This is a genomic window from Enterococcus sp. AZ191 (genome assembly GCF_051713845.1).
GTDB lineage: Bacteria > Bacillota > Bacilli > Lactobacillales > Enterococcaceae > Enterococcus_B > Enterococcus_B durans.
Genome location: NZ_JBIOQS010000001.1, coordinates 1,247,501 through 1,266,648 on the forward strand (window position 1 = coordinate 1,247,501; position 19,148 = coordinate 1,266,648).

14 protein-coding genes and 1 pseudogene are annotated in these 19,148 nt (G+C 38.0%); 7 read left to right on the forward strand and 8 right to left on the reverse strand.

Features of this window, described 5'->3' with window-relative positions; translation table 11 throughout:
* Positions 1-211: 211 nt before the first annotated feature.
* From IGI47_RS06040 to celB, 4 genes are all read right to left on the reverse strand, one after another.
* On the reverse strand, positions 212-814 hold the full coding sequence (locus tag IGI47_RS06040; protein ID WP_438783628.1) for an alpha/beta hydrolase: 603 nt from the start codon (positions 812-814) through the stop codon (positions 212-214).
* Positions 815-847: 33 nt separating this feature from the next.
* A complete protein-coding gene (locus IGI47_RS06045; RefSeq protein ID WP_438783629.1) occupies positions 848-1,822 on the reverse strand; it encodes a ring-cleaving dioxygenase in 975 nt (324 codons plus the stop codon).
* 166 nt (positions 1,823-1,988) lie between these two features.
* Positions 1,989-2,708, reverse strand: a complete 720-nt coding sequence (locus tag IGI47_RS06050) for a GntR family transcriptional regulator (RefSeq protein ID WP_413120137.1) — start codon at positions 2,706-2,708, stop codon at positions 1,989-1,991.
* Between the two features lie 268 nt (positions 2,709-2,976).
* Complete coding sequence (celB, locus tag IGI47_RS06055) at positions 2,977-4,248, reverse strand: PTS cellobiose transporter subunit IIC (RefSeq protein ID WP_438783631.1); 1,272 nt, start codon at positions 4,246-4,248, stop codon at positions 2,977-2,979.
* Positions 4,249-4,403: 155 nt separating this feature from the next.
* On the opposite strand from celB, the gene IGI47_RS06060 reads away from it, so the two are divergent.
* The 3 genes from IGI47_RS06060 (at position 4,404) to thiD (ending at position 7,548) form a co-directional block, all read left to right on the forward strand.
* Positions 4,404-5,795: a glycoside hydrolase family 1 protein gene (locus tag IGI47_RS06060; protein WP_311929683.1), complete on the forward strand. Its 1,392-nt coding sequence runs from the start codon at positions 4,404-4,406 to the stop codon at positions 5,793-5,795.
* A 268-nt stretch (positions 5,796-6,063) separates the two neighbouring features.
* Positions 6,064-6,504: a universal stress protein gene (locus IGI47_RS06065; protein ID WP_438783632.1), complete on the forward strand. Its 441-nt coding sequence runs from the start codon at positions 6,064-6,066 to the stop codon at positions 6,502-6,504.
* Positions 6,505-6,717: 213 nt separating this feature from the next.
* The gene (gene thiD / locus IGI47_RS06070) at positions 6,718-7,548 is read left to right on the forward strand and encodes a bifunctional hydroxymethylpyrimidine kinase/phosphomethylpyrimidine kinase (RefSeq protein WP_311930007.1); all 831 of its coding nucleotides are present in this window, start codon (positions 6,718-6,720) and stop codon (positions 7,546-7,548) included.
* A gap of 177 nt (positions 7,549-7,725) precedes the next feature.
* Here the strand turns inward: thiD and cls are convergent, their stop codons facing one another.
* Complete coding sequence (cls, locus tag IGI47_RS06075; RefSeq protein WP_438783633.1) at positions 7,726-9,177, reverse strand: cardiolipin synthase; 1,452 nt, start codon at positions 9,175-9,177, stop codon at positions 7,726-7,728.
* Positions 9,178-9,524: 347 nt separating this feature from the next.
* On the opposite strand from cls, the gene IGI47_RS06080 reads away from it, so the two are divergent.
* Both IGI47_RS06080 and IGI47_RS06085 read left to right on the forward strand, forming a co-directional pair.
* The gene (locus IGI47_RS06080) at positions 9,525-12,191 is read left to right on the forward strand and encodes a cation-translocating P-type ATPase (protein ID WP_438783634.1); all 2,667 of its coding nucleotides are present in this window, start codon (positions 9,525-9,527) and stop codon (positions 12,189-12,191) included.
* A gap of 214 nt (positions 12,192-12,405) precedes the next feature.
* Positions 12,406-13,197 carry a Cof-type HAD-IIB family hydrolase gene (locus IGI47_RS06085; protein WP_438783636.1) on the forward strand — a complete coding sequence of 264 codons (792 nt, stop codon included), beginning with the start codon at positions 12,406-12,408 and terminating at the stop codon, positions 13,195-13,197.
* Positions 13,198-13,449: 252 nt separating this feature from the next.
* On the opposite strand, the gene IGI47_RS06090 is transcribed toward IGI47_RS06085, so the two are convergent.
* Positions 13,450-13,647, reverse strand: coding sequence for a hypothetical protein (locus IGI47_RS06090; protein ID WP_438783638.1), 198 nt, complete (start codon positions 13,645-13,647; stop codon positions 13,450-13,452).
* A gap of 276 nt (positions 13,648-13,923) precedes the next feature.
* Here IGI47_RS06090 and IGI47_RS06095 point away from each other — a divergent pair, with 276 nt between their 5' ends.
* Positions 13,924-14,643: a class I SAM-dependent methyltransferase gene (locus IGI47_RS06095; RefSeq protein ID WP_438783639.1), complete on the forward strand. Its 720-nt coding sequence runs from the start codon at positions 13,924-13,926 to the stop codon at positions 14,641-14,643.
* A 203-nt stretch (positions 14,644-14,846) separates the two neighbouring features.
* On the opposite strand, the gene IGI47_RS06100 is transcribed toward IGI47_RS06095, so the two are convergent.
* Complete coding sequence (locus IGI47_RS06100; RefSeq protein WP_438783640.1) at positions 14,847-16,001, reverse strand: hydroxymethylglutaryl-CoA synthase; 1,155 nt, start codon at positions 15,999-16,001, stop codon at positions 14,847-14,849.
* A 185-nt stretch (positions 16,002-16,186) separates the two neighbouring features.
* Between IGI47_RS06100 and IGI47_RS06105 the strand changes: the two genes are divergently transcribed.
* Complete coding sequence (locus IGI47_RS06105) at positions 16,187-18,625, forward strand: hydroxymethylglutaryl-CoA reductase, degradative (protein WP_438783641.1); 2,439 nt, start codon at positions 16,187-16,189, stop codon at positions 18,623-18,625.
* Positions 18,626-18,719: 94 nt separating this feature from the next.
* On the opposite strand, the pseudogene IGI47_RS06110 reads toward IGI47_RS06105, so the two are convergent.
* Positions 18,720-18,839 (reverse strand): annotated as a pseudogene (locus tag IGI47_RS06110) (DUF3788 family protein); the annotation flags it as partial.
* Positions 18,840-19,148 lie beyond the last annotated feature (309 nt).

Sequence of the window (19,148 nt, forward strand, 5' to 3'; positions counted from 1 at the left end):
GTTGGACGAGGCTGGACCAAAAATGTTTAACTCCGAGAAATACATCTGTTTCAACTTTTTTGTACGAATGTACCAGCCACTAAATTTTTCTGTAGCGTTTCAAACCAATAATATTAAGGAATGACTTCACATCAAAAAATTCGCCAGAAGAAAACAGGGTTAGTTGTTTTTCTTCTGGCGGATCATTCTTAGTAATTCCCTATTCTAGGGATCAACTATTTTTATCTAGCCACTCTTTAGCAATGGTTAACTCTTCCATTGTCAATTGATGTCCTGTATTTGTGTTGGTTACCTTAAGTTGGGCATGACGAGTTTCAAATTCGTTGATTAAAGTCGAAATAGCTGTGGAAGAGACAATAGGATCGTCTTCACTGTAGGAAAGCCAGATTTTTTTGTCCGTCAATGAAAAGGATTGCTGATGGTTACCTAATGACATTGGATGGAAAAAGAGACCTTTTTTTAGACCCGTTTGACTTTCTAACATCAAATGTGCAGCAATATTTGCACCGTTTGAGTAACCGACAACGATCCAGTCACTCAAAGGGATTCGTTCGTTTTCACTGATTTTTTTGATTTCTTCGTGCAAGTTTGTTGACTCTTCTTCTAAATTTTCATAATCAAATTGATTCAATCCATTTCGTTTGAAAAAACGATTCATACCGTCTTCATTAATGGAACCGCGAAAAGAGAGAAGTGTGCTATTGGGAGCTAAAAAGTGGGCGATATCAATTAAAGAGTATTCATCTCCACCTGTACCATGAAGCAAGAGTAACTTTTTGCCATTAGGGCTATCTTTTTCGAATAAATAGTGCATGGGGTGCCTCCTTTTTTCACTCATAGAAAATAGTTACTCACGTTTTTTATTGGCATCGCTAGTATCGAATGGACGGACATATTCTTCGATCTCTGCTCGTTTCTCTTCTAAGAAAGGTGGTAAGGACAATATTTCTCCTGCGGTTTCAGTTGGTTCATCCCAAAAAAATCCAGGACCATCTGTAGCTAATTCGAATAACACGTGAGAAGCGGCTAAGAAATATTCTGATTGGAAATAAAAACGGTCAACAAAGCCTGAATTTGGTAAATCAACTTTATTGATCAAGCGAATCCAGTGTTCCAACGCTTCTTTATCTGCGACACGTAAAGCTAAGTGATGAATATTGCCAAATCCTTCTATTGCATCTGGAAGATCAGTCCGGTGTTCGATGATGATACTAGCCCCATTACCACCTTCGCCTACTTCAAATTGATAAAAAGCATCTGAATGAGCTGTTTCTTTAAATCCTAAGATGTTTTCTAGGATCACGCGGAGATGGTCTAAGTTTTTGACCCGAACAAAAACAGGGCCTAATCCAGTAATTCCATATTTTGATGGAACGTTACTGTTTTTCCATGGGATACCAGAAGCGACTCCGTGGTTATTTTCGTCTGAGATCAGTTGGTATGCTTGACTGTCAAAATCTTCAAACTCTAAATACTTTTTAGAAAAGCGTTCGTTGATCTCAGAATGAGTGATACCATATTTTTCAAATCGCTCGAGCCAAAATGTTAATGCTTCATCGTTTGGAACTCTAAACGAAGCTCTTGAAATCGTATCAGTACCTTTTTTTCCTTTTGCCTGATTTGGAAAATCAAAAAAAGTCATATCAGTTCCTGGTGTTCCATGTTCATCTGTGAAGTAAAGATGATAAGTTTCGATGTCGTCTTGATTGACGGTTTTTTTCACTAAACGCATACCCAAAATGTCAGTAAAAAAACGATAGATTTTTGTGGCACTAGAAGTCATTGCTGTAACGTGGTGAATTCCTCTGATTTGTGTGTCCATACTGCTTCCTCCTGTCAACTTACAAAAAGTAAGTAAATGATGATAGATACAGTATAGTGGGAGAGGGGAGTTAATGCAATTATTTTGTCTTTGTGTTTTATTGGCTGAATGATATAAAAAAAGTCCCTTACACGAAACGGCTGTTTCTTGCAAGGGCTATATGATTTTAATTAGAACGGACATCAAGTACAGAATAATTACGAACATCGAACCGATTACGACTTGAGGAATATTCAATAGGTTGGCCGTCTTTTAAGTAGACGACTTGTTGGACTTCCAGTACAGGATCGGTTTCACTACAATTTAAATATTCTTGGTCGAAAGTGGTGCTTTTATCTGCAGAGATTGCGCGATAGGCTCCAGCAAAGTGAATATTCAATTCTTTATGCAAGTAATCATAAATAGAAGAAAGCAAGTGTTCTCTTTTTAAACCAGGTACTAAGTTAACAGGCATAAATGTGTGTTCCAAAATGTAAGGTTCATTGTCCAGTATGCGTAGGCGATGGATGTTATAAACGGGCTGTTCCGCATCGACCATCAAGCGCTCCTGGATATATTCATTCGGAAATTCCACGTCGAAATGGATCACTTGACTTGTTAGAGAACGATGGCGTTTATGCATTTGATAGCTTAGGCCTTCGTATTCATTGGCAGGAGAAGTATCTTTTTCCATAAAAGGATGATTCAATATTTTTGTCCCAGAACCTCTTTGAGAGTAAAGTAAACCTTCCATTGCTAGGATATTGATTGCTTTTTTGATCGTCATGCGGCTGGCGCCGAATTCTTTCACTAAGTCCACTTGATTCGGTAAAAAACTATTAGGCGGGTATTGTTTTGAACGAATCCGTTCTCTTAATATATGGGCTATTTCTTCATATTTTGGCACGTTATTCACCTCACAATTGAGTATAACTAAAGATATGTTTTTCGACAACAAGTAATCGAAAAAGAAGGTCGATAGTTAAAAAAGCTGTGGGAAAAATTTGAAAATCAGTTTTACTACAGACTCTCGAATAAACGGTGTCCAAAAGTCTGGCTTTTCGGAAATTAAAAAAACGAGCAATACAAAAAATGTATTGTTCGTTTTTCTCCCCAATTTCTCAAACCTAAATGACTTTTGTCTCGACCTTTTTTCAATGTAGTAAAAGTAGTTATTACAAGACATCCAAGTCTGGTTGTTTATCCAAGATTTTAAGGAACGGATACCAAATGAAAGCTACAATCACGAAGTCAACAACTTGAAGGAGCCCGCCTAACCAAGAATTGGTTGCTAGCACACCACTTGCGATGATTGGAACAGTCCAAGGCACCGAAACTCCGGTTGGTGGTGGTACGATCCCAGCTGCCATGATCAAGTAGTTGAACGTAGTGACAATCAGTGGTGCAATTACCCAAGGAATCAAGATCGTTGCGTTTAAAACGATTGGTAACCCAAAGATCACAGGTTCATTCACATTGAAGATCCCGGGAGCTAGAGCAAGACGACCAACATCACGATATTGTTTTTTCTTCAAAATAAATGCCATCAAAAGGACAACGGCCAGTGTCATACCTGAACCACCGATACCAACGGTAAATGTTTCCATGAATGGTTTAGTGATGATGTGTGGCAATTCTTTCCCTTGTTGATAAGCTTCAAGGTTATCAAGCATCAAAGTGTTCCAGATTGGATCCATTACAGAGTTGACGATGATTTGACCATGAAGTCCGAAGAACCATAGGAATTGAACAAAAAACAAAGCAATCAATGTAGCTGGTAAGCTACTTCCCAATCCAGTCAATGGTTTTTGGATTACTTCATAAACCACATCATGAAGATTTGCATGGAAGACACCAGTCATAATCGCGTTGATAATTAAGAAAACAGTTAATGTCACAACGGCTGGAATCAAAGCAGCGAAAGATTTTGATACTGCTGGTGGTACACCGTCAGGCATTTTGATCTGCCAACCGCGTTTTGTGATACGGCAGTAGATTTCACCTGCAATAAATGCAGCAATCATACCAATGAACATCCCTTTAGCGCCAAGTCGATCAAGCGACAAGACACCAGAAACCTCTTCGCCTCCAGGTGTAGTCATGACAAAAGGAGTGAGAATCAAAAAGCTCGCAAAGGAAACTGCTCCGCCAAAAATACCTTCAACGTCATAGGATTTCGATAAATAATAGCCGATACCAAAAGTAACAAAAATAGACATGATACTCATTGTTGCATTTTGACCGTTTCCAAATAGAGTGGTTAAAGTTCCTTTCGTGCTATCACTGAAAAATGGAAGATTATTGATAACTACCACTATAGAACCAAACATCGTTAATGGAAAAGACAGCATAAATGCGTCTCTTAAAACCGTCAAGTAACGATTTCGCCCCAACATATTTGCTAGAGGCATGATTTTTTGAGCAAGCTTATCCATAAAACCGTTCATTATTTTCACCTCAAATTTATTTTTGTAATCGATTACAAAAAATAGTATAACCGGTATTTTATTAAATGTCTAGTCATTTAATATAAAAGTGTTGATTTATTTTTTAGTATTCGTTATCATAACGGTATCAAAAGAAAATAAGCGAGGGCAAAAAAATGAAGAAGTATAAATTTCCAGAGAATTTTTGGTGGGGTTCGGCAGCTAGCGGGCCACAAACAGAAGGAAGGATCCAAGGCGATCACAAAGGAGAGAATATTTGGGATTACTGGTATGAACAAGAACCAGAAAAGTTTTTCAATCAAGTTGGGCCGGAAAAAACGAGTCAGGTTTATACTAAATACCGTGAAGACGTACAATTGATGAAGAAAACAGGCCATAATACTTTTCGGACGTCTATCCAATGGAGCCGTCTACTACCAAATGGAACTGGGGAAGTAAACCAGACTGCAGTTGCTTTTTATCGTGCGTACTTCAAAGAACTATTAGACAATGGTATTGAACCTTTTGTGAATCTCTATCATTTTGATATGCCGCTGACACTTCAAAAAAATGGTGGTTGGTTAGACCGAAAAACTGTCGATGCATATGTCGATTATGCGACTACTTGTTTTGACTTGTTCGGTGACCTTGTAAAAAAATGGTTTACCCACAATGAGCCGATCGTTCCAGTTGAAGGAGGGTACCTGTATCAATTCCATTATCCAAATCATGTCAATATGAAAGAGGCTATTCAAGTTGGCTATCATGAGAACCTGGCGAGTGCCAAAGCGATCAAGGCATATCACCAATTGGCACAAGATGGAGAAATCGGGATCATCTTAAATCTGACACCAAGCTACCCGAGAGATGAAACAAATGAAGAAGATGTGAAAGCCGCAACGATCGCGGATGCTTTCTTTAATCGTTCGTTCCTTGATCCAGCTGTAAAAGGCGAGTTTCCGCAAGACTTGATCAAGATTGTCAAAGAATTGGATTTATTACCTGAGATAAAAGAAGGTGATCTGAAAACAATCAAAGAAAATACGGTTGATCTATTAGGGATCAATTATTACCAACCGCGACGGATCAAAGCGAAAGAAACCCCAGTGGATACAAAAAATAGTCCTATGCCAGATGATTATTTTGATAATTATGATCTGCCAAATAAAAAAATGAATCCTTATCGTGGATGGGAAATCTATGAAAAAGGAATTTATGATATCTTGACAAATACTAGAGAAAATTATGGAAATATCAAATGCTATATTTCCGAAAATGGTATGGGAGTTGAAGGAGAAGAGCGTTTTATCAATGAAAACGGCGTGATTGAAGATGATTACCGCATCGAATTTGTTACGGATCATCTAAAATATGTTCATCAAGCAATCGAAGAAGGCACAAATTGTGTCGGTTACCATATGTGGACGTGCATGGACAACTGGTCATGGACAAATGCATATAAGAATCGCTATGGTTTTATTGCGGTAGATCTTGCTCAAGATGGAAAACGGACGATCAAGAAATCTGGTCATTGGTTCAGCGAAGTCGCTAAGAACAACGGATTCTAGAAACGAACTTCTAATAAAAAGAAACAAGGACAGAAGTAAAAGCGTTTCTCGTATGCAAGAAATTTGAATAAATGGTGGGAATAGAAATTACCTCCTAAAAAATAAACATGAATCTTCAAAAATTTGAAAAATGATTTTCGTGAGATTTGGCTTATTTCTTGAGGGTAGGTTCATTTCTGTTCTGGCCTTTTTTATATAAAAATGATACAAGTAAATATTTGTTATGGGCACTCAATAGTGCTAGAATTAAAGCAAGGAGGCGGTTACAATGTTAGATGCGTATAAAAATATTTTAGTTGCAATTGATGGTTCGGAAAAAGCTGAAAAGGCTTTTATGGAGGCAATTGCAGCTGCTAAGAGAAATCAAGCAACTTTGCACATTTTGTATGTCAATGAGGTGACTGGCAACTATTTCGGTGACTTTGGGTTCCTGACACCAAATCTTCAAGAAGAATTAGATGAAGTAGCGGAAAAACAAATGAATGAGCATCGAAATCTGGCAATTGAAAAAGGATTGACAGATAACGAGACATATATTTTATATGGTTATCCAAAAACATTGATCGCAAACTTCAATGAATCCAAAGAACCAATCGATTTGATCGTGATGGGTGCGACAGGATTAAATGCAGTGGAACGAGCGTTAGTTGGTTCAACAACTTCCTATGTAGTAAACCATGCACCATGTAATGTGCTCGTAATTAAATAACATTATCAATTAATACTAATGCTTTTAAGGAATTGCTTCTTGCTCTTCCTTAAAAGTTTTTTTAGTGTCTACTTCTTTATCATTGGTATGAAAACGCTAAATACAAAGTATTTTCAAATAAATTTGATTGTAGGAGTAAAGTAGTGGTATAGTAACTGCAAAAGAAAAAATCAATCAAAAATGATAGATAAAAGAACGAAGGGAATGATCATGATGGAAGAACAATATTTACAAGTAATGACCATCGCTGGTTCAGACAGTGATGGTAGTGCCGGGATGCAAGCAGATATGCATACTTTTTTTACTCGAGGCGTTTATGGTGTCTCTGTAATGACTGCTTGCGTGGCAGGAAACTCATATGGCATTGGAGCAAGTGTGACGCTGCCAACTGACTTTATTGATAAAGAGTTTGCATTGATTGCAGAAGATTACCAAGTAAGAGCAGCAAAAACAGGGATGTTAGCTGATTCTACATTGATCGAAACAGTTGTTGAGAATTACCAAAAGTATGACTTCGGTCCTTTAGTCGTTGATCCTGTGATCGTGACCAAACATGGCAATCTGTTATTAGAGGAATCTGCTTTACAAAGCTTGAAAGACAAACTTTTACCTTTAGCAACAGTTTTGACGCCTAATTTTTATGAAGCAGAAAAATTGACTGGTCGATCATTGTCAGAAGAGGAAGATTACGTTCAAGCAGCAAAGGAACTCCAACAAATGGGGGCAAAAAATGTCATGATCAAAGGGCATCATTTAAAGGATGCAGACCAAAAAGACGTAAAAGATTATGTCTTGCTTAAATCCGGAAAGTCATTTTGGTTAAGTGCACCTTTTTATCCTACTGATCGTATCAACGGCACAGGGGATTCTTTATCCGCTTGTATTGCAGCAGAATTAGCTAAAGGAAAATCTGTTGAGGAAGCCATTCGTTTTGCGAAAGAATATGTGAATGTTGCGATACGAGAAGAAATCAACGTAGGGCATAAATATGGACCAATCAATCATTGGGCAGCTGGATCATTGAAGGAATCTGCAGATTTCTAACATATATCTGGGTCGAAAATGAAAATAAACCAATAGAAAAAAGTTGACTACTTTGAAAATAGGCTTTCCTATTTTTTTGAGTAGCCAACTTTTTTTACGAACAGCTGATCGTTTTGATACGTGATCTATGAGAGCCAAGAGTATTAGATAAAAAATACTGGGGATAACTTATCCAGACTATAAAATTGGTGAGAACAAACGTGAAATTTGTTGTTTGAACAATAACCACTTGGACATTTCTTTGACTGTTTCAGTTGTCATCGGTGTACACTTTTCTTCATCAACCAAAAATTGGTCTGCTAATTGGTTCAAGAAATCTGCATCATAAATGACAGCACTAGTTTCAAAGTTCAGACGGTAACTACGAATATCTTGATTGGCAGAGCCCACCATACAGATTTCATCATCCATGATCAGTGTCTTTGCGTGTAGAAATCCATTTTCATACACTAGGATCTGCACATTCTCTTTGATCAATTGTCTAGCATAATATTGAGTAGCACGATAGATGAAGGGATGATCTGGTTTATTTGGAATCATGATCTTGACTTCGACACCTGAGGCAGCTGCAATTTTTAAAGCTGCAAGTACACTTTCATCAGGTACAAGATAGGGCGTTTGGATCCAAATCTGTTTTTTCGCTGAAGTGATCAGTTTAATGAAGGATAACTTAATCTGCTCACGTTCATTATTCGGACCGCTTGACACTAATTGAATAGATGTATTTTCATGTTTATAGTCTTTCCCTGGTTCTTTTTGGAAAAAGTAATTAAGATGATAACCGACTTTTTTCTGTTCAGGAACTGAAACATTCCAATCTGTTAGAAAGCGTAATTGCAAGAGCGATGCTGCGGCTCCATAGATTCGAAGATGTGTGTCACGCCAGTACCCAAATTTTTTGGTGACGTTGACGTATTGATCAGCGATATTGAAACCACCGATATAACCGATTTTTCCATCGATCACTACAATTTTGCGGTGATCATGATAGTTTAGGCGAAAACGGAGCAATGCACGTTGAGAAGTAATAAATGTGTGAACGTGTCCACCATTTTTAATTAGTTTATTGAAGTCCTTTGGTTTTGTTCCGTTGGAGCCAAAGGCATCATACAGTAAACGGACTTCTACTCCTTCTGCAGCTTTTTCTTCAAGTAACGACAAAATCTGCTGGCCAATATTGTCTGTTACAAAGGCATAATACTCAATATGGACGGAATGTTTGGCCGCTTTGATATCTTTTAATAGAGCGTCCAGTTTTTCTTGTCCATCTGTCAATAAAGTGACCGAATTTTTTCGAGTCAGTGGCATACGATTGAGGGAAGAGAAAAAATCAACGAATTGTTGATGTTCCAGATTTTCCATCAATGGATCGTAGTGATCGATCGTGTCTCCTTTGAAATCTTGAAAATTTTCTAATTCTTTCAAGTCACTTTGTCTTAAATAGAATTTTTTCTTATCTGTCAGGCCACGCCCAAAGAAAAGGTAGAGTACAAACCCAATACCGGGAAGCGCAAAAAGCACAAGTAACCATGCCCAGATAGCAGCGACATCACGTGGTTTGATCAAAATAATAACTAAAGCAATGATGACATTGATCAAATAAAGGACATAAATAATATTTGTTCCCACAGTCAAATCCTCCTTTTTTACTATAACAATAGTATAGCATGAGAACAAAAAGAAGCCTACAAATGAAGAACGCTATTTTTGTAAACAAGGTTGAAAATATCCAGTAAACTAAGCTAAATTGGTTGCTTTTTGGCATATATTCAGGTAGGATAATAGTACAGTTGAATATCTCCTTAGGGGAGTAACCGACAACATTTGTTGTGATAATATCAACAGTAAGTTAACCAAATGGTTATCTGGTATTGTATGAAATGGTGAGACCTAAGACAAATCCGCATTTGTCTTAGGTCTCTTTTTTTCAGTCAGGACAATTGCCGATAACTAAAAATCAAAATGGGGGATGAAATTTGGAAAACAAGGAACAGGCTCAGCAAGCCGTCTACAAGGAATCAATCGACTCGCTGATGCAAAAAACGCAGAGCTCGACCGAAGGATTGAGTACGACGCTCGCAAAAGAAAAGTTAGAAAGAGATGGATTGAATCAGCTAAAGGAAGCACCTAAGAAACCGACATGGAAATTGTTCTTAGAAACATTCAAAGATGCTATGGTCATCGTGTTGCTGATTGTCGCATTGATCCAAATGGTCATGGGTGACTACATCGAATTCTTAGTTATTTTTGCCGTGTTGATGTTGAACTCCGTGATCAGTGTTATCCAAACAAAAAAAGCAGAAGGCTCTTTAGAAGCATTAAAAAGTCTTTCCGCACCTGATGCGCGTGTTATCCGTGACGGAAAAGAACGGACGATTCCAGCAAATGAGTTAGTTGTTGGGGATATCGTCTTATTAGATGCAGGGGATTATGTACCTGCTGATGGGCGGCTGTTAGAAGCTGGTTCATTAAAAGTAGATGAAGGAATGCTTACTGGTGAATCGACAGCTTCAGAAAAAGAGGTTGTGTCGATTGAGCAAACAGTACCAATCGGCGACCGTATAAATATGGTGTTTAGTGGAACGATCATCACTTATGGCCGCGGGAAATTCTTAGTAACTGCTACTGGGAACAATACAGAAATCGGAGAAGTTGCTGGGCTTCTTGAATCAACAACGGAACAAGTCACTCCTCTACAACGCGGATTAGACAAATTCAGTAAAAAATTAAGTTTGGCAATCCTAGCTTTATCACTAGTTATTTTAGGTATCCAATTGTTCCGTATCTATTTAGGTGAGGGAACAGGGGATCTAACTGCAGATATCGTTAGTGCAGTCATGTTCGCAGTTGCTGTTGCCGTAGCAGCTATTCCAGAGGCATTGCAATCGATCGTAACAATCGTTTTGTCTTTAGGAACAAACAAAATGGCAAAACGTCATGCGATCATTCGTAAGCTACCTGCGGTCGAAACACTTGGATCAACAAGTATCATTTGTACCGATAAGACTGGTACGTTGACTCAAAATAAAATGACCGTGGTTGATTATTATTTGGCAAATGGCGCTACAGGAGACTTCACGAATGATCCAGCGAAATGGTCCGATGATGAACGCCGTTTGATTGAGATCAGTGTCTTAGCAAATGATGCTTCGATCAGTGAAGATGGTACAAAACTAGGTGATCCAACAGAAGTGGCATTCATTGATTTCAGTGAAAAGCTGAATCAGCCTTATCAAGAAATCCGAAATACCTATCCAAGACAAGCAGAATTACCATTTGATTCTGACCGTAAATTAATGTCAACAGCACATAACATTGACAATGACCAATACCTATTTGTCAAAGGTGGACCGGATATCGTCTTTGGTCGCAGTAAAAAAGCTTTAGTTAATGGTGAAGTTGTGCCAATGACAGAAGAACTGATGACAAAATTCAAAGAACAAAATGAAGCTTTTTCAAATCGTGCGTTACGTGTTTTAGCTTTTGCGTATCGTCCAATCGAAAGCACAGAACTTTCATTTGAAGATGAAAATGACTTGATCTTAGTTGGATTGCTTGCAATGATCGATCCGCCAAGAGAAGAAGTGACACAAGCCGTCAAAGAAGCAAGAAGTGCTGGTATCAAGACGATCATGATCACAGGTGACCATAAGACGACTGCTGTAGCAATCGCCAAAGAAATCGGCATCTTTGAAGAAGGCGATCAAGCGTTGACTGGTACAGAATTAGATGATCTGACAGAAGACCAACTGAACGAAGTACTAGAAAAAGTGACCGTATATGCGCGCGTTTCACCAGAAAACAAGATTAGGATCGTACGAGCATGGCAAAATAAAGGCCATATTTCAGCGATGACCGGTGATGGTGTCAATGATGCGCCAGCCTTGAAACAAGCAGATATCGGTATTGCAATGGGAACAGGTACGGATGTTGCGAAAGATGCTGCTGCAATGGTCTTGACTGATGACAACTTTGCATCGATCGTCAGTGCCGTTGAAGTAGGACGAAATGTCTTCGATAACATTAAGAAGGCCATTTCTTACCTATTTTCAGGTAACTTGGGTGCAATCATTGCGATTATCTTTGCTTTAGTTGCTGATTGGTCAAACCCATTTACTGCATTACAATTACTATTTATCAACTTAGTGAACGACTCTCTTCCTGCTATTGCTTTAGGAACAGAAAAAGCGGAACCAGCAACGATGGATAGACCACCAAGAGATCCAAATTCCGGTATTTTTACGGATAAAACGTTGATCTCAGTAACTTATCGTGGGGTGTTGATCGGGATCGCCGTTATTTTTGCTCAATGGTTAGGAATGCAACACTCACCGGAATTCGGTGTAGCAATGTCCTTTTCTACATTGATTTGGTGCCGAACGTTACAAACATTTCCAGCACGCTCCAATACACAAACAGCGATTCAAGCTGGATTCTTCTCAAACCGTAGTGTCTTGTTAGCTGTTGTCGTATGTAGTGCGCTATATTGTTTGACCATGATTCCTGGGTTAAAACAAGTCTTCTCAATTCCAGCTGCTTTTGGCTTGACTGAAGTCTTTACATGTATCGGAATTGCTTTAGTGACGGTCATTTTGATGGAGATCACAAAAATGATCCTTATCCACGTACAAAAGAATAAATAAAATAAAAAAGAGACTGAGACAAGTTTTGTCCTAGTCTCTTTTTTTAAACAAAGAGAGAAAAACGAATCGCCTTTGATAAGCTGATTGCTAAGACAATTTTCAATTCCCATTTATCAGCCAGTTTGTGTTAAAATTATTTAAATAGAAATCGAAATAAAGGCATAGAATTAGTAGAAGTTTAGATTTACGACTATGTCAGAAGAAGGTGAGCAAGATGAACGACGTGAAAATTATTTTTTTTGATGTTGATGGTACTCTGATTGATATGAACAAAAAACAAATTTCAAGAAAGATGCTAGCAACGCTGAAAGCACTAAAAGAACAGAATATTATTCTCTGTATTGCAACAGGTAGAAGTCCAATTGCTTTACCACAGTTTGACGACTTGACATTTGATGCTTTTTTGACTTTTAACGGGTCATACTGCTTTGACCAAAAAGGAAGTATTCATAAAAATCCAATTCCACAAAAAGATGTAGAACAGATCATCAAAAATTCGAGAGTCTTGAATCGCCCAGTAGCTATTGCAACGAGCAATCAGACCATTACAAACGGTAAAGATGAAGATCTAGCTGAATACTTTTCTTTTGCTCATCAAGAGATAATTGTGTCGAAGAGCTTCGATGAGGTCATGAAGAATGAGGAAATTTTCCAATTAATGCTAGGTGCTCGCCGAGAGGAATATGAAGAAGTAATGAAGAATACTACTGCGTCAAAGATTACTGCATGGTGGGATCGTGCGGTTGATATTATTCCTAAAAGTAGTGGTAAGGGAATCGGCATAAAAAAAATACTAGACTATTATGGTTTCGATAAGAACCAAGCTATTGCATTTGGAGATGGGAATAACGATATTGAGATGCTAGAAGCGGTTGGTTGGGGAATAGCAATGGCCAATGCTTCCGAGGATCTAAAGAAAATTGCTGATGAAGTGATTGGTCATGTAGCAGAAGAGGGAATCTATCATTATTGCCTAAAAAGAGGATTAATTGTAGAAAATGAATAGAAACCTTTGAAGTAAAAAAGTATGGAACTCTCTGCTTGGCGTAAGGAATTGAGAGTAGATTAGCTAAACGTCATAAACAAAATTTTTATGAGATGACTTAGATAACTAAGATTTATATGCGTGACTGTTTTATGAGGTTCGATCGTCTTAAGTGGACGATTGGGCTTTTTTTACTAAGAGTACCAAATATAAATTATGAGAAAAGTATAATAGAAAATTGCAAAAAATTGTACGGTTTACTTCATTTCAATTTTACATTCGAGAGCCATCAACCTTATGTCCACCAGATAATTGAATCGCATCAAGAGAATAAGCAAAAAAAACAAACAACAAAGTAATTTTTTCGTTAAGTACTTCTTCAAAATAAATATTTTTCTTCATTCGGCTGATTCTTAGTTGTTTAGAAAGCAAAAATCCATTTATATCTTTGTGTACCCAATAGTCTAGCATAAATATTTGTACCACTTCGCAAGGAAGCTATGTTGCTAAGAATAACAATTTAGTTGTAGTACATAAACTGTATAAGGGGATAGCCAATTTTGTCTAACGCGATGAACTAGGGAATGAAGGCAATAAACGCAATATTTTTAATCTTTATATGATTGATTTTTTAGATTATCTTTTTGAAAAATAGATCAATGTGTTAGAATCTCAAGATAAGAATGGAATTTGTTAAGAGATATTATTTATTCCGAAATGTGAAAATTTTAAATAGGAGAATCAACTATGGACGAATTAGATTGGGATGAATTTGCCCCAGCGTATTATCAAAATCAACTGGAATCACGCACGACAGTCGTAGAAGATGTGATCGCCTTTTTAAGAAGCAAGAAAGTATTACCCGTATCAGACTTGATAGATGTAGCAGGTGGTGCTGGGCGCTATTTACCTATGGCGAAAGAAGTAGAAAGTTACAAATTGCTTGATTTTTCAACCGAAATGTTGAGGTTTGCTCAACAAGAAGCAGATAAGTTAGGTGTGAAAAACGTCCAAATGATGAAGCGTTCTTTCGAAGATTTTTTAGAAAATGAAGAAAGTGTTGAAGTGATTTTTACTGCTGCAAATCCTGCATTAGATAATACCCAAAAATTAGAACGTATGCTGAAAAAGATGGATCAGGCATGTGTCATCATCAGAGTCGTGAGTTCAAAAGATGACTTGTTTTTACCCTTGGAAAAACGATTAGGGATATATGAAGATGATCCTATGACTTCTAAAGATCTGATGGATCAATTTGAAGCATATCTAGATCAAAGCGACTATTCTTATCAGGTCAAAGAATTTATGTATGTTCTCAAAGAAAGAATCACTCGTTCCTTAATGGAGGTCTACTATGAGGGGTATGAAGAAGACCAACGATTGGCTGATTTTCTTGACCAACATTTTCTCCAAGATGAACAAATCAGTACAACCCGTTTGACCTACCGCTTGTTGCTGATCCAATAAAAAGTAAATTGAGATAGCAAAAGTAGTACTGGATACGTAAAAATTGGAGAAGTTACCCCCATTATGCAAATAAACGATCAGCCGGAGGAGCTCAAAATAAAGAATATTATTTTGGTTTCTCCGGCTGATCGTAGTCATTTATTTTAGAATCTTTGGTTTTATACAACTCACTGCTTTAATTGATAAAAGCCAAGTCTTACGTATTACTGTTTGTAGTAGCGGATATCATTTTCTACTTTATAGATTGAAAAAGGTACATCAGAAGTATATTCTGCAGATTCGCCATTTTCTGGTAATTTTTCGCTAAAGATCGTTTCGTATTCAGCAACAGTGACTTGTTTTCTTGCATCTAGCATTTCTTGATGGCTCTCGGTCATTAGGAATTCTTGGTAGCCTTCGACTAGATAGCCTGTAAAGAATTCACTGACTGCGCCAGAACCGTAACTGAATAGGCCAATACGATCACCAGATGATAAAGTTTGAGAATTTTCCAAAAGAGAAATCAAACCTAGATAGAGCGAGCCAGTATATAAATTACCGACTCGGCGACTATACTGAATGCTTTCTTCATAACGTTCTAATAAACGCGTTTGGTTTTCTTCGTCTGTCTGATCTAATACACTTTGCAACGCTTTTTTTCCCATTTTTGTATAAGGGATATGGAAACTCAATGCGTCATAATCTTCTAGTTTAAGACCAGTGAGTTCTTTATGATGATTCCAGACTTTTTGGAAGGATTCAATATAAGTTGAATTTGATAATGGCCCGTCTACTATAGGAAATTCACTATAATCTGGGCGCCAAAAATCGTAGATATCTTCTGTCAAGAAGGTACTATCATCTTCGATTGTAAGGATTCTTGGATCAGCAGTGACCATCATTGCAACAGCACCAACGCCTTGTGTGACTTCGCCGCCACTTGCCAAACCATAACGAGCCATATCACTAGCAATGACCAAAACTTTACGATCTTGATGATTTTTCACATATTCTTTTGCCATATGCAAAGCTGCCGTTCCGCCGTAACAAGCTTCCTTGACTTCAAAGGAACGAGCAAAAGGTTGGACTTTAAGCAAATGGTGGATGATCACAGCACTTGCTTTTGAGTGATCGATACCTGATTCTGTTCCAACGATCACCATATCGATGAGTTCGCGGTCTTGTTCCGTCACGATTCTGCTGGCAGCATTTGCACCCAATGTGATGATATCTTCTGAAATGCGGTTAAGAGCCATCTGATCTTGACCAATACCGATATGGTATTTAGCAGGATCATCCCCACGATGGTTGGCTAATTCTGTCATATCTAAATATAAATTTGGAATAAAGAAGGAAAGACGATCGATCCCTATTTTCATTTCAACACCTCTTTATTTATGATAAAAAAACTTACTTTACTAAAGTATCATAAAATGATTAAAAGAAATACAAAAAAGCGAATATTTAAGGATTGTTAAAATTTGTTTCTCGTTTATTTTGAAGAAGTAATGTACTATTTGTTTTTAGCGAAAACAATGGTATATTTTTGTAGGAGGTGGCTTACTTGAAGGAAGTCGTAATTATAGATGCTGCAAGAACGCCAATTGGTAAATATAAAGGTAGTTTGAGCAGTTTTTCTGCAGCTGAATTAGGGACAATGGTTACTAAAAAATTGCTAGAAAAAGCAAGTATCAAAAAAGATGAGATCAACCAAGTGATTTTTGGAAATGTCTTACAAGCGGGAAATGGACAAAATGTTGCCCGTCAAATCTCGATCAATAGTGATATTCCTGTAGATGTTCCTGCAATGACTATCAATGAAGTCTGTGGTTCAGGGATGAAAGCAGTGATTTTAGCGCGTCAGCTGATTCAATTAGGTGAGGCAGATCTAGTAATAGCTGGGGGAACAGAGAGCATGACCCGGGCGCCTTTACTACAACAATTTGATTCTGAAACCACTTCATATAATGGACCAATTTCAAGCATGGTCAACGATGGTTTGACCGATACTTTTTCAAACACGCATATGGGTTTAACCGCTGAGAATGTGGCAGAACAATTCGGAGTGACTAGAAAAGAGCAAGACCAATATGCATTAGACTCACAATTGAAAGCAGCCAAGGCAACGGAAAACAATGTATTCAAAGAAGAAATCATACCTGTTTTACTACCGAATGGAACATTGATGGAAAAAGATGAAGCAATACGTGGCAATAGTTCATTAGAAAAACTTGGAACATTAAAAACGGTATTCTCGGAAAATGGGACGGTCACAGCTGGAAATGCTTCTCCTTTAAATGATGGTGCATCAGTAATGGTTTTAGCTTCAAAGGAGTATGCACTAAAAAATGATCTTCCGTATCTAGCAACGATCAAAGGTGTGGCGGAAATCGGTATTGATCCTAGTATTATGGGAATCGCACCGATCAATGCGATCAATTCTTTGTTAGAAAAGACAGAGGTTCCATTAGGTGCGATTGATCGATTTGAGATCAATGAAGCATTTGCTGCCTCGTCCATCGTTGTCAATCGTGAACTTCAACTTGATCCAAAAAAAGTAAATAGTGATGGTGGAGCTATTGCTCTAGGACACCCGATTGGCGCTAGTGGTGCAAGAATCCTGACGACATTGAGTTATGGACTGCAGAGAAATGAGCAAAAATACGGCGTTGCTTCTTTATGTATCGGTGGAGGTCTGGGACTAGCAGTCTTACTTGAGGCAAATCAAGAAAAAGCAGGATCATTTGACGAAAAAAAAAAGTTCTATCAGCTGACACCAGAAGAACGTAGAAGTCAGTTAGTTCGCGGAGGCGTGATTGCTGAAAAAAGTGCGGATCAACTAAAAAATGAACACTTGTCTGAAGACATTGCGAACCATTTGATTGAGAATCAGATAAGCCAAGTGGAGATTCCTATGGGCGTTGCCCAAAATTTTCAGATCAATGGTGAAAAAAAATGGGTTCCCATGGCAACAGAAGAACCATCCGTTATAGCAGCAGCTAGCAATGGAGCAAAAATTTGTGGGGATATCACTGCAAAAACGCCACAAAGACTGATGAGAGGCCAGATCGTGTTGACAGGTAAGCCTGAATATCAGGCAATCATCGAAGCAATAGACACACGAAAAGATGAACTGTTTTTGTGTGCAAACAATAGCTATCCCTCCATTGTTAAACGCGGTGGAGGAGTCAGGGATATTTCCACGAGAGAATTTATGGGAAGTGACCATGCGTATGCGTCAATTGATTTCTTGATCGATGTTAAAGATGCAATGGGGGCGAACATTGTCAATACGATTTTAGAAGGAGTTGCCAACCAATTACGAATCTGGTTCCCAGAAGAAGAGATTCTATTTAGTATTTTGAGCAACTTAGCAACTGAGTCTCTTGCTACTGCTTGTTGTGCGATCCCTTTTGAACGCTTAGGTAAAAGTAAAGAAATTGGAAGACAAGTTGCCGAAAAGATCCAACAAGCAGCGGAATATGCAAAGCTAGATGTTTATCGGGCAACGACGCATAATAAAGGCATTATGAATGGAATCGAAGCAGTTATTTTAGCAACTGGTAACGATGCCAGAGCGGCATCCGCAGCTATTCATGCATATGCTTCAAGAAATGGCTTTTACCAAGGATTGACAGATTGGAAGATAGTTGATGGACAGTTAGTGGGTAAATTGACTGTACCTTTAGCTGTTGCGACCGTAGGAGGCGCTTCAAAGATTTTACCTAAAGCGAAACTTGCGATTGAAATACTTGATGTCTCTTCTGCAAGAGAATTGGCACAAGTAATTGCGGCTGTGGGCTTAGCTCAGAATTTAGCGGCATTGAAAGCTTTAGTAACAGAAGGCATTCAAAAGGGGCATATGTCCTTACAAGCACGAGCATTAGCCATTACTGTTGGTGCAACTGGGGATGAAATCGAACAAGTTGCGGCATATTTAAGGAAAGCAGATACCATGAATCAACAGCTTGCAAGTGATTATTTGCTAGAAATCCGTTCTTGATTGTCTAGTAAAATTTATATGGATTGGGCGTCGATTAGCGTGTTCGTATGGGGGAATGTGGGACAAATCTAAAAATCAGTTTTGTTACAGACGCTCGAATAAACGGCGGGAGCAAAAGCAAATCCTTCTTAAATAAGCCGAAATTCACAAAAATTTGAAAAGCAATTTTCGTTCCTTTCTTCTTATTTCTCGGAGTTAAACACTTCTGTCCCAGCCTCTCTCAAATAAACGGCGTCCAAAAGTCAGTCTTTTCGGAAATTTCAAAAAAAAACGAGCAATACAGAAAACGTATTGTTCGTTTTTTTCTCCAATTTCTCAAAACTAAACGACTTTTGTCTCGACCTGTTTGAACTGTTACATGAATGAGAAAGCGTTGTTTGACACCTGTCCAATCAGAGAGCCGAGGCAAATAAATGCCTTAGGTTCTTTTTTCTTAAAAAATAGTTGGAAAACGGCTTATTTTTAATGATTTTGCGTATATATCTAAGTTTTTTTTGTATAATCCTTTTCATTTGTCTTTTTT

Coding starts and splice junctions, on each gene's coding strand:
- IGI47_RS06065 (WP_438783632.1), top strand. CDS start 6,064: ATGTTAGATGCGTATAAAAATATTTTAGTTGCAATTGATGGTTCGGAA.
- IGI47_RS06045 (WP_438783629.1), bottom strand. CDS start 1,822: ATGGACACACAAATCAGAGGAATTCACCACGTTACAGCAATGACTTCT.
- IGI47_RS06040 (WP_438783628.1), bottom strand. CDS start 814: ATGCACTATTTATTCGAAAAAGATAGCCCTAATGGCAAAAAGTTACTC.
- thiD (WP_311930007.1), top strand. CDS start 6,718: ATGGAAGAACAATATTTACAAGTAATGACCATCGCTGGTTCAGACAGT.
- IGI47_RS06060 (WP_311929683.1), top strand. CDS start 4,404: ATGAAGAAGTATAAATTTCCAGAGAATTTTTGGTGGGGTTCGGCAGCT.
- IGI47_RS06095 (WP_438783639.1), top strand. CDS start 13,924: ATGGACGAATTAGATTGGGATGAATTTGCCCCAGCGTATTATCAAAAT.
- IGI47_RS06090 (WP_438783638.1), bottom strand. CDS start 13,647: ATGCTAGACTATTGGGTACACAAAGATATAAATGGATTTTTGCTTTCT.
- celB (WP_438783631.1), bottom strand. CDS start 4,248: ATGAACGGTTTTATGGATAAGCTTGCTCAAAAAATCATGCCTCTAGCA.
- IGI47_RS06100 (WP_438783640.1), bottom strand. CDS start 16,001: ATGAAAATAGGGATCGATCGTCTTTCCTTCTTTATTCCAAATTTATAT.
- IGI47_RS06085 (WP_438783636.1), top strand. CDS start 12,406: ATGAACGACGTGAAAATTATTTTTTTTGATGTTGATGGTACTCTGATT.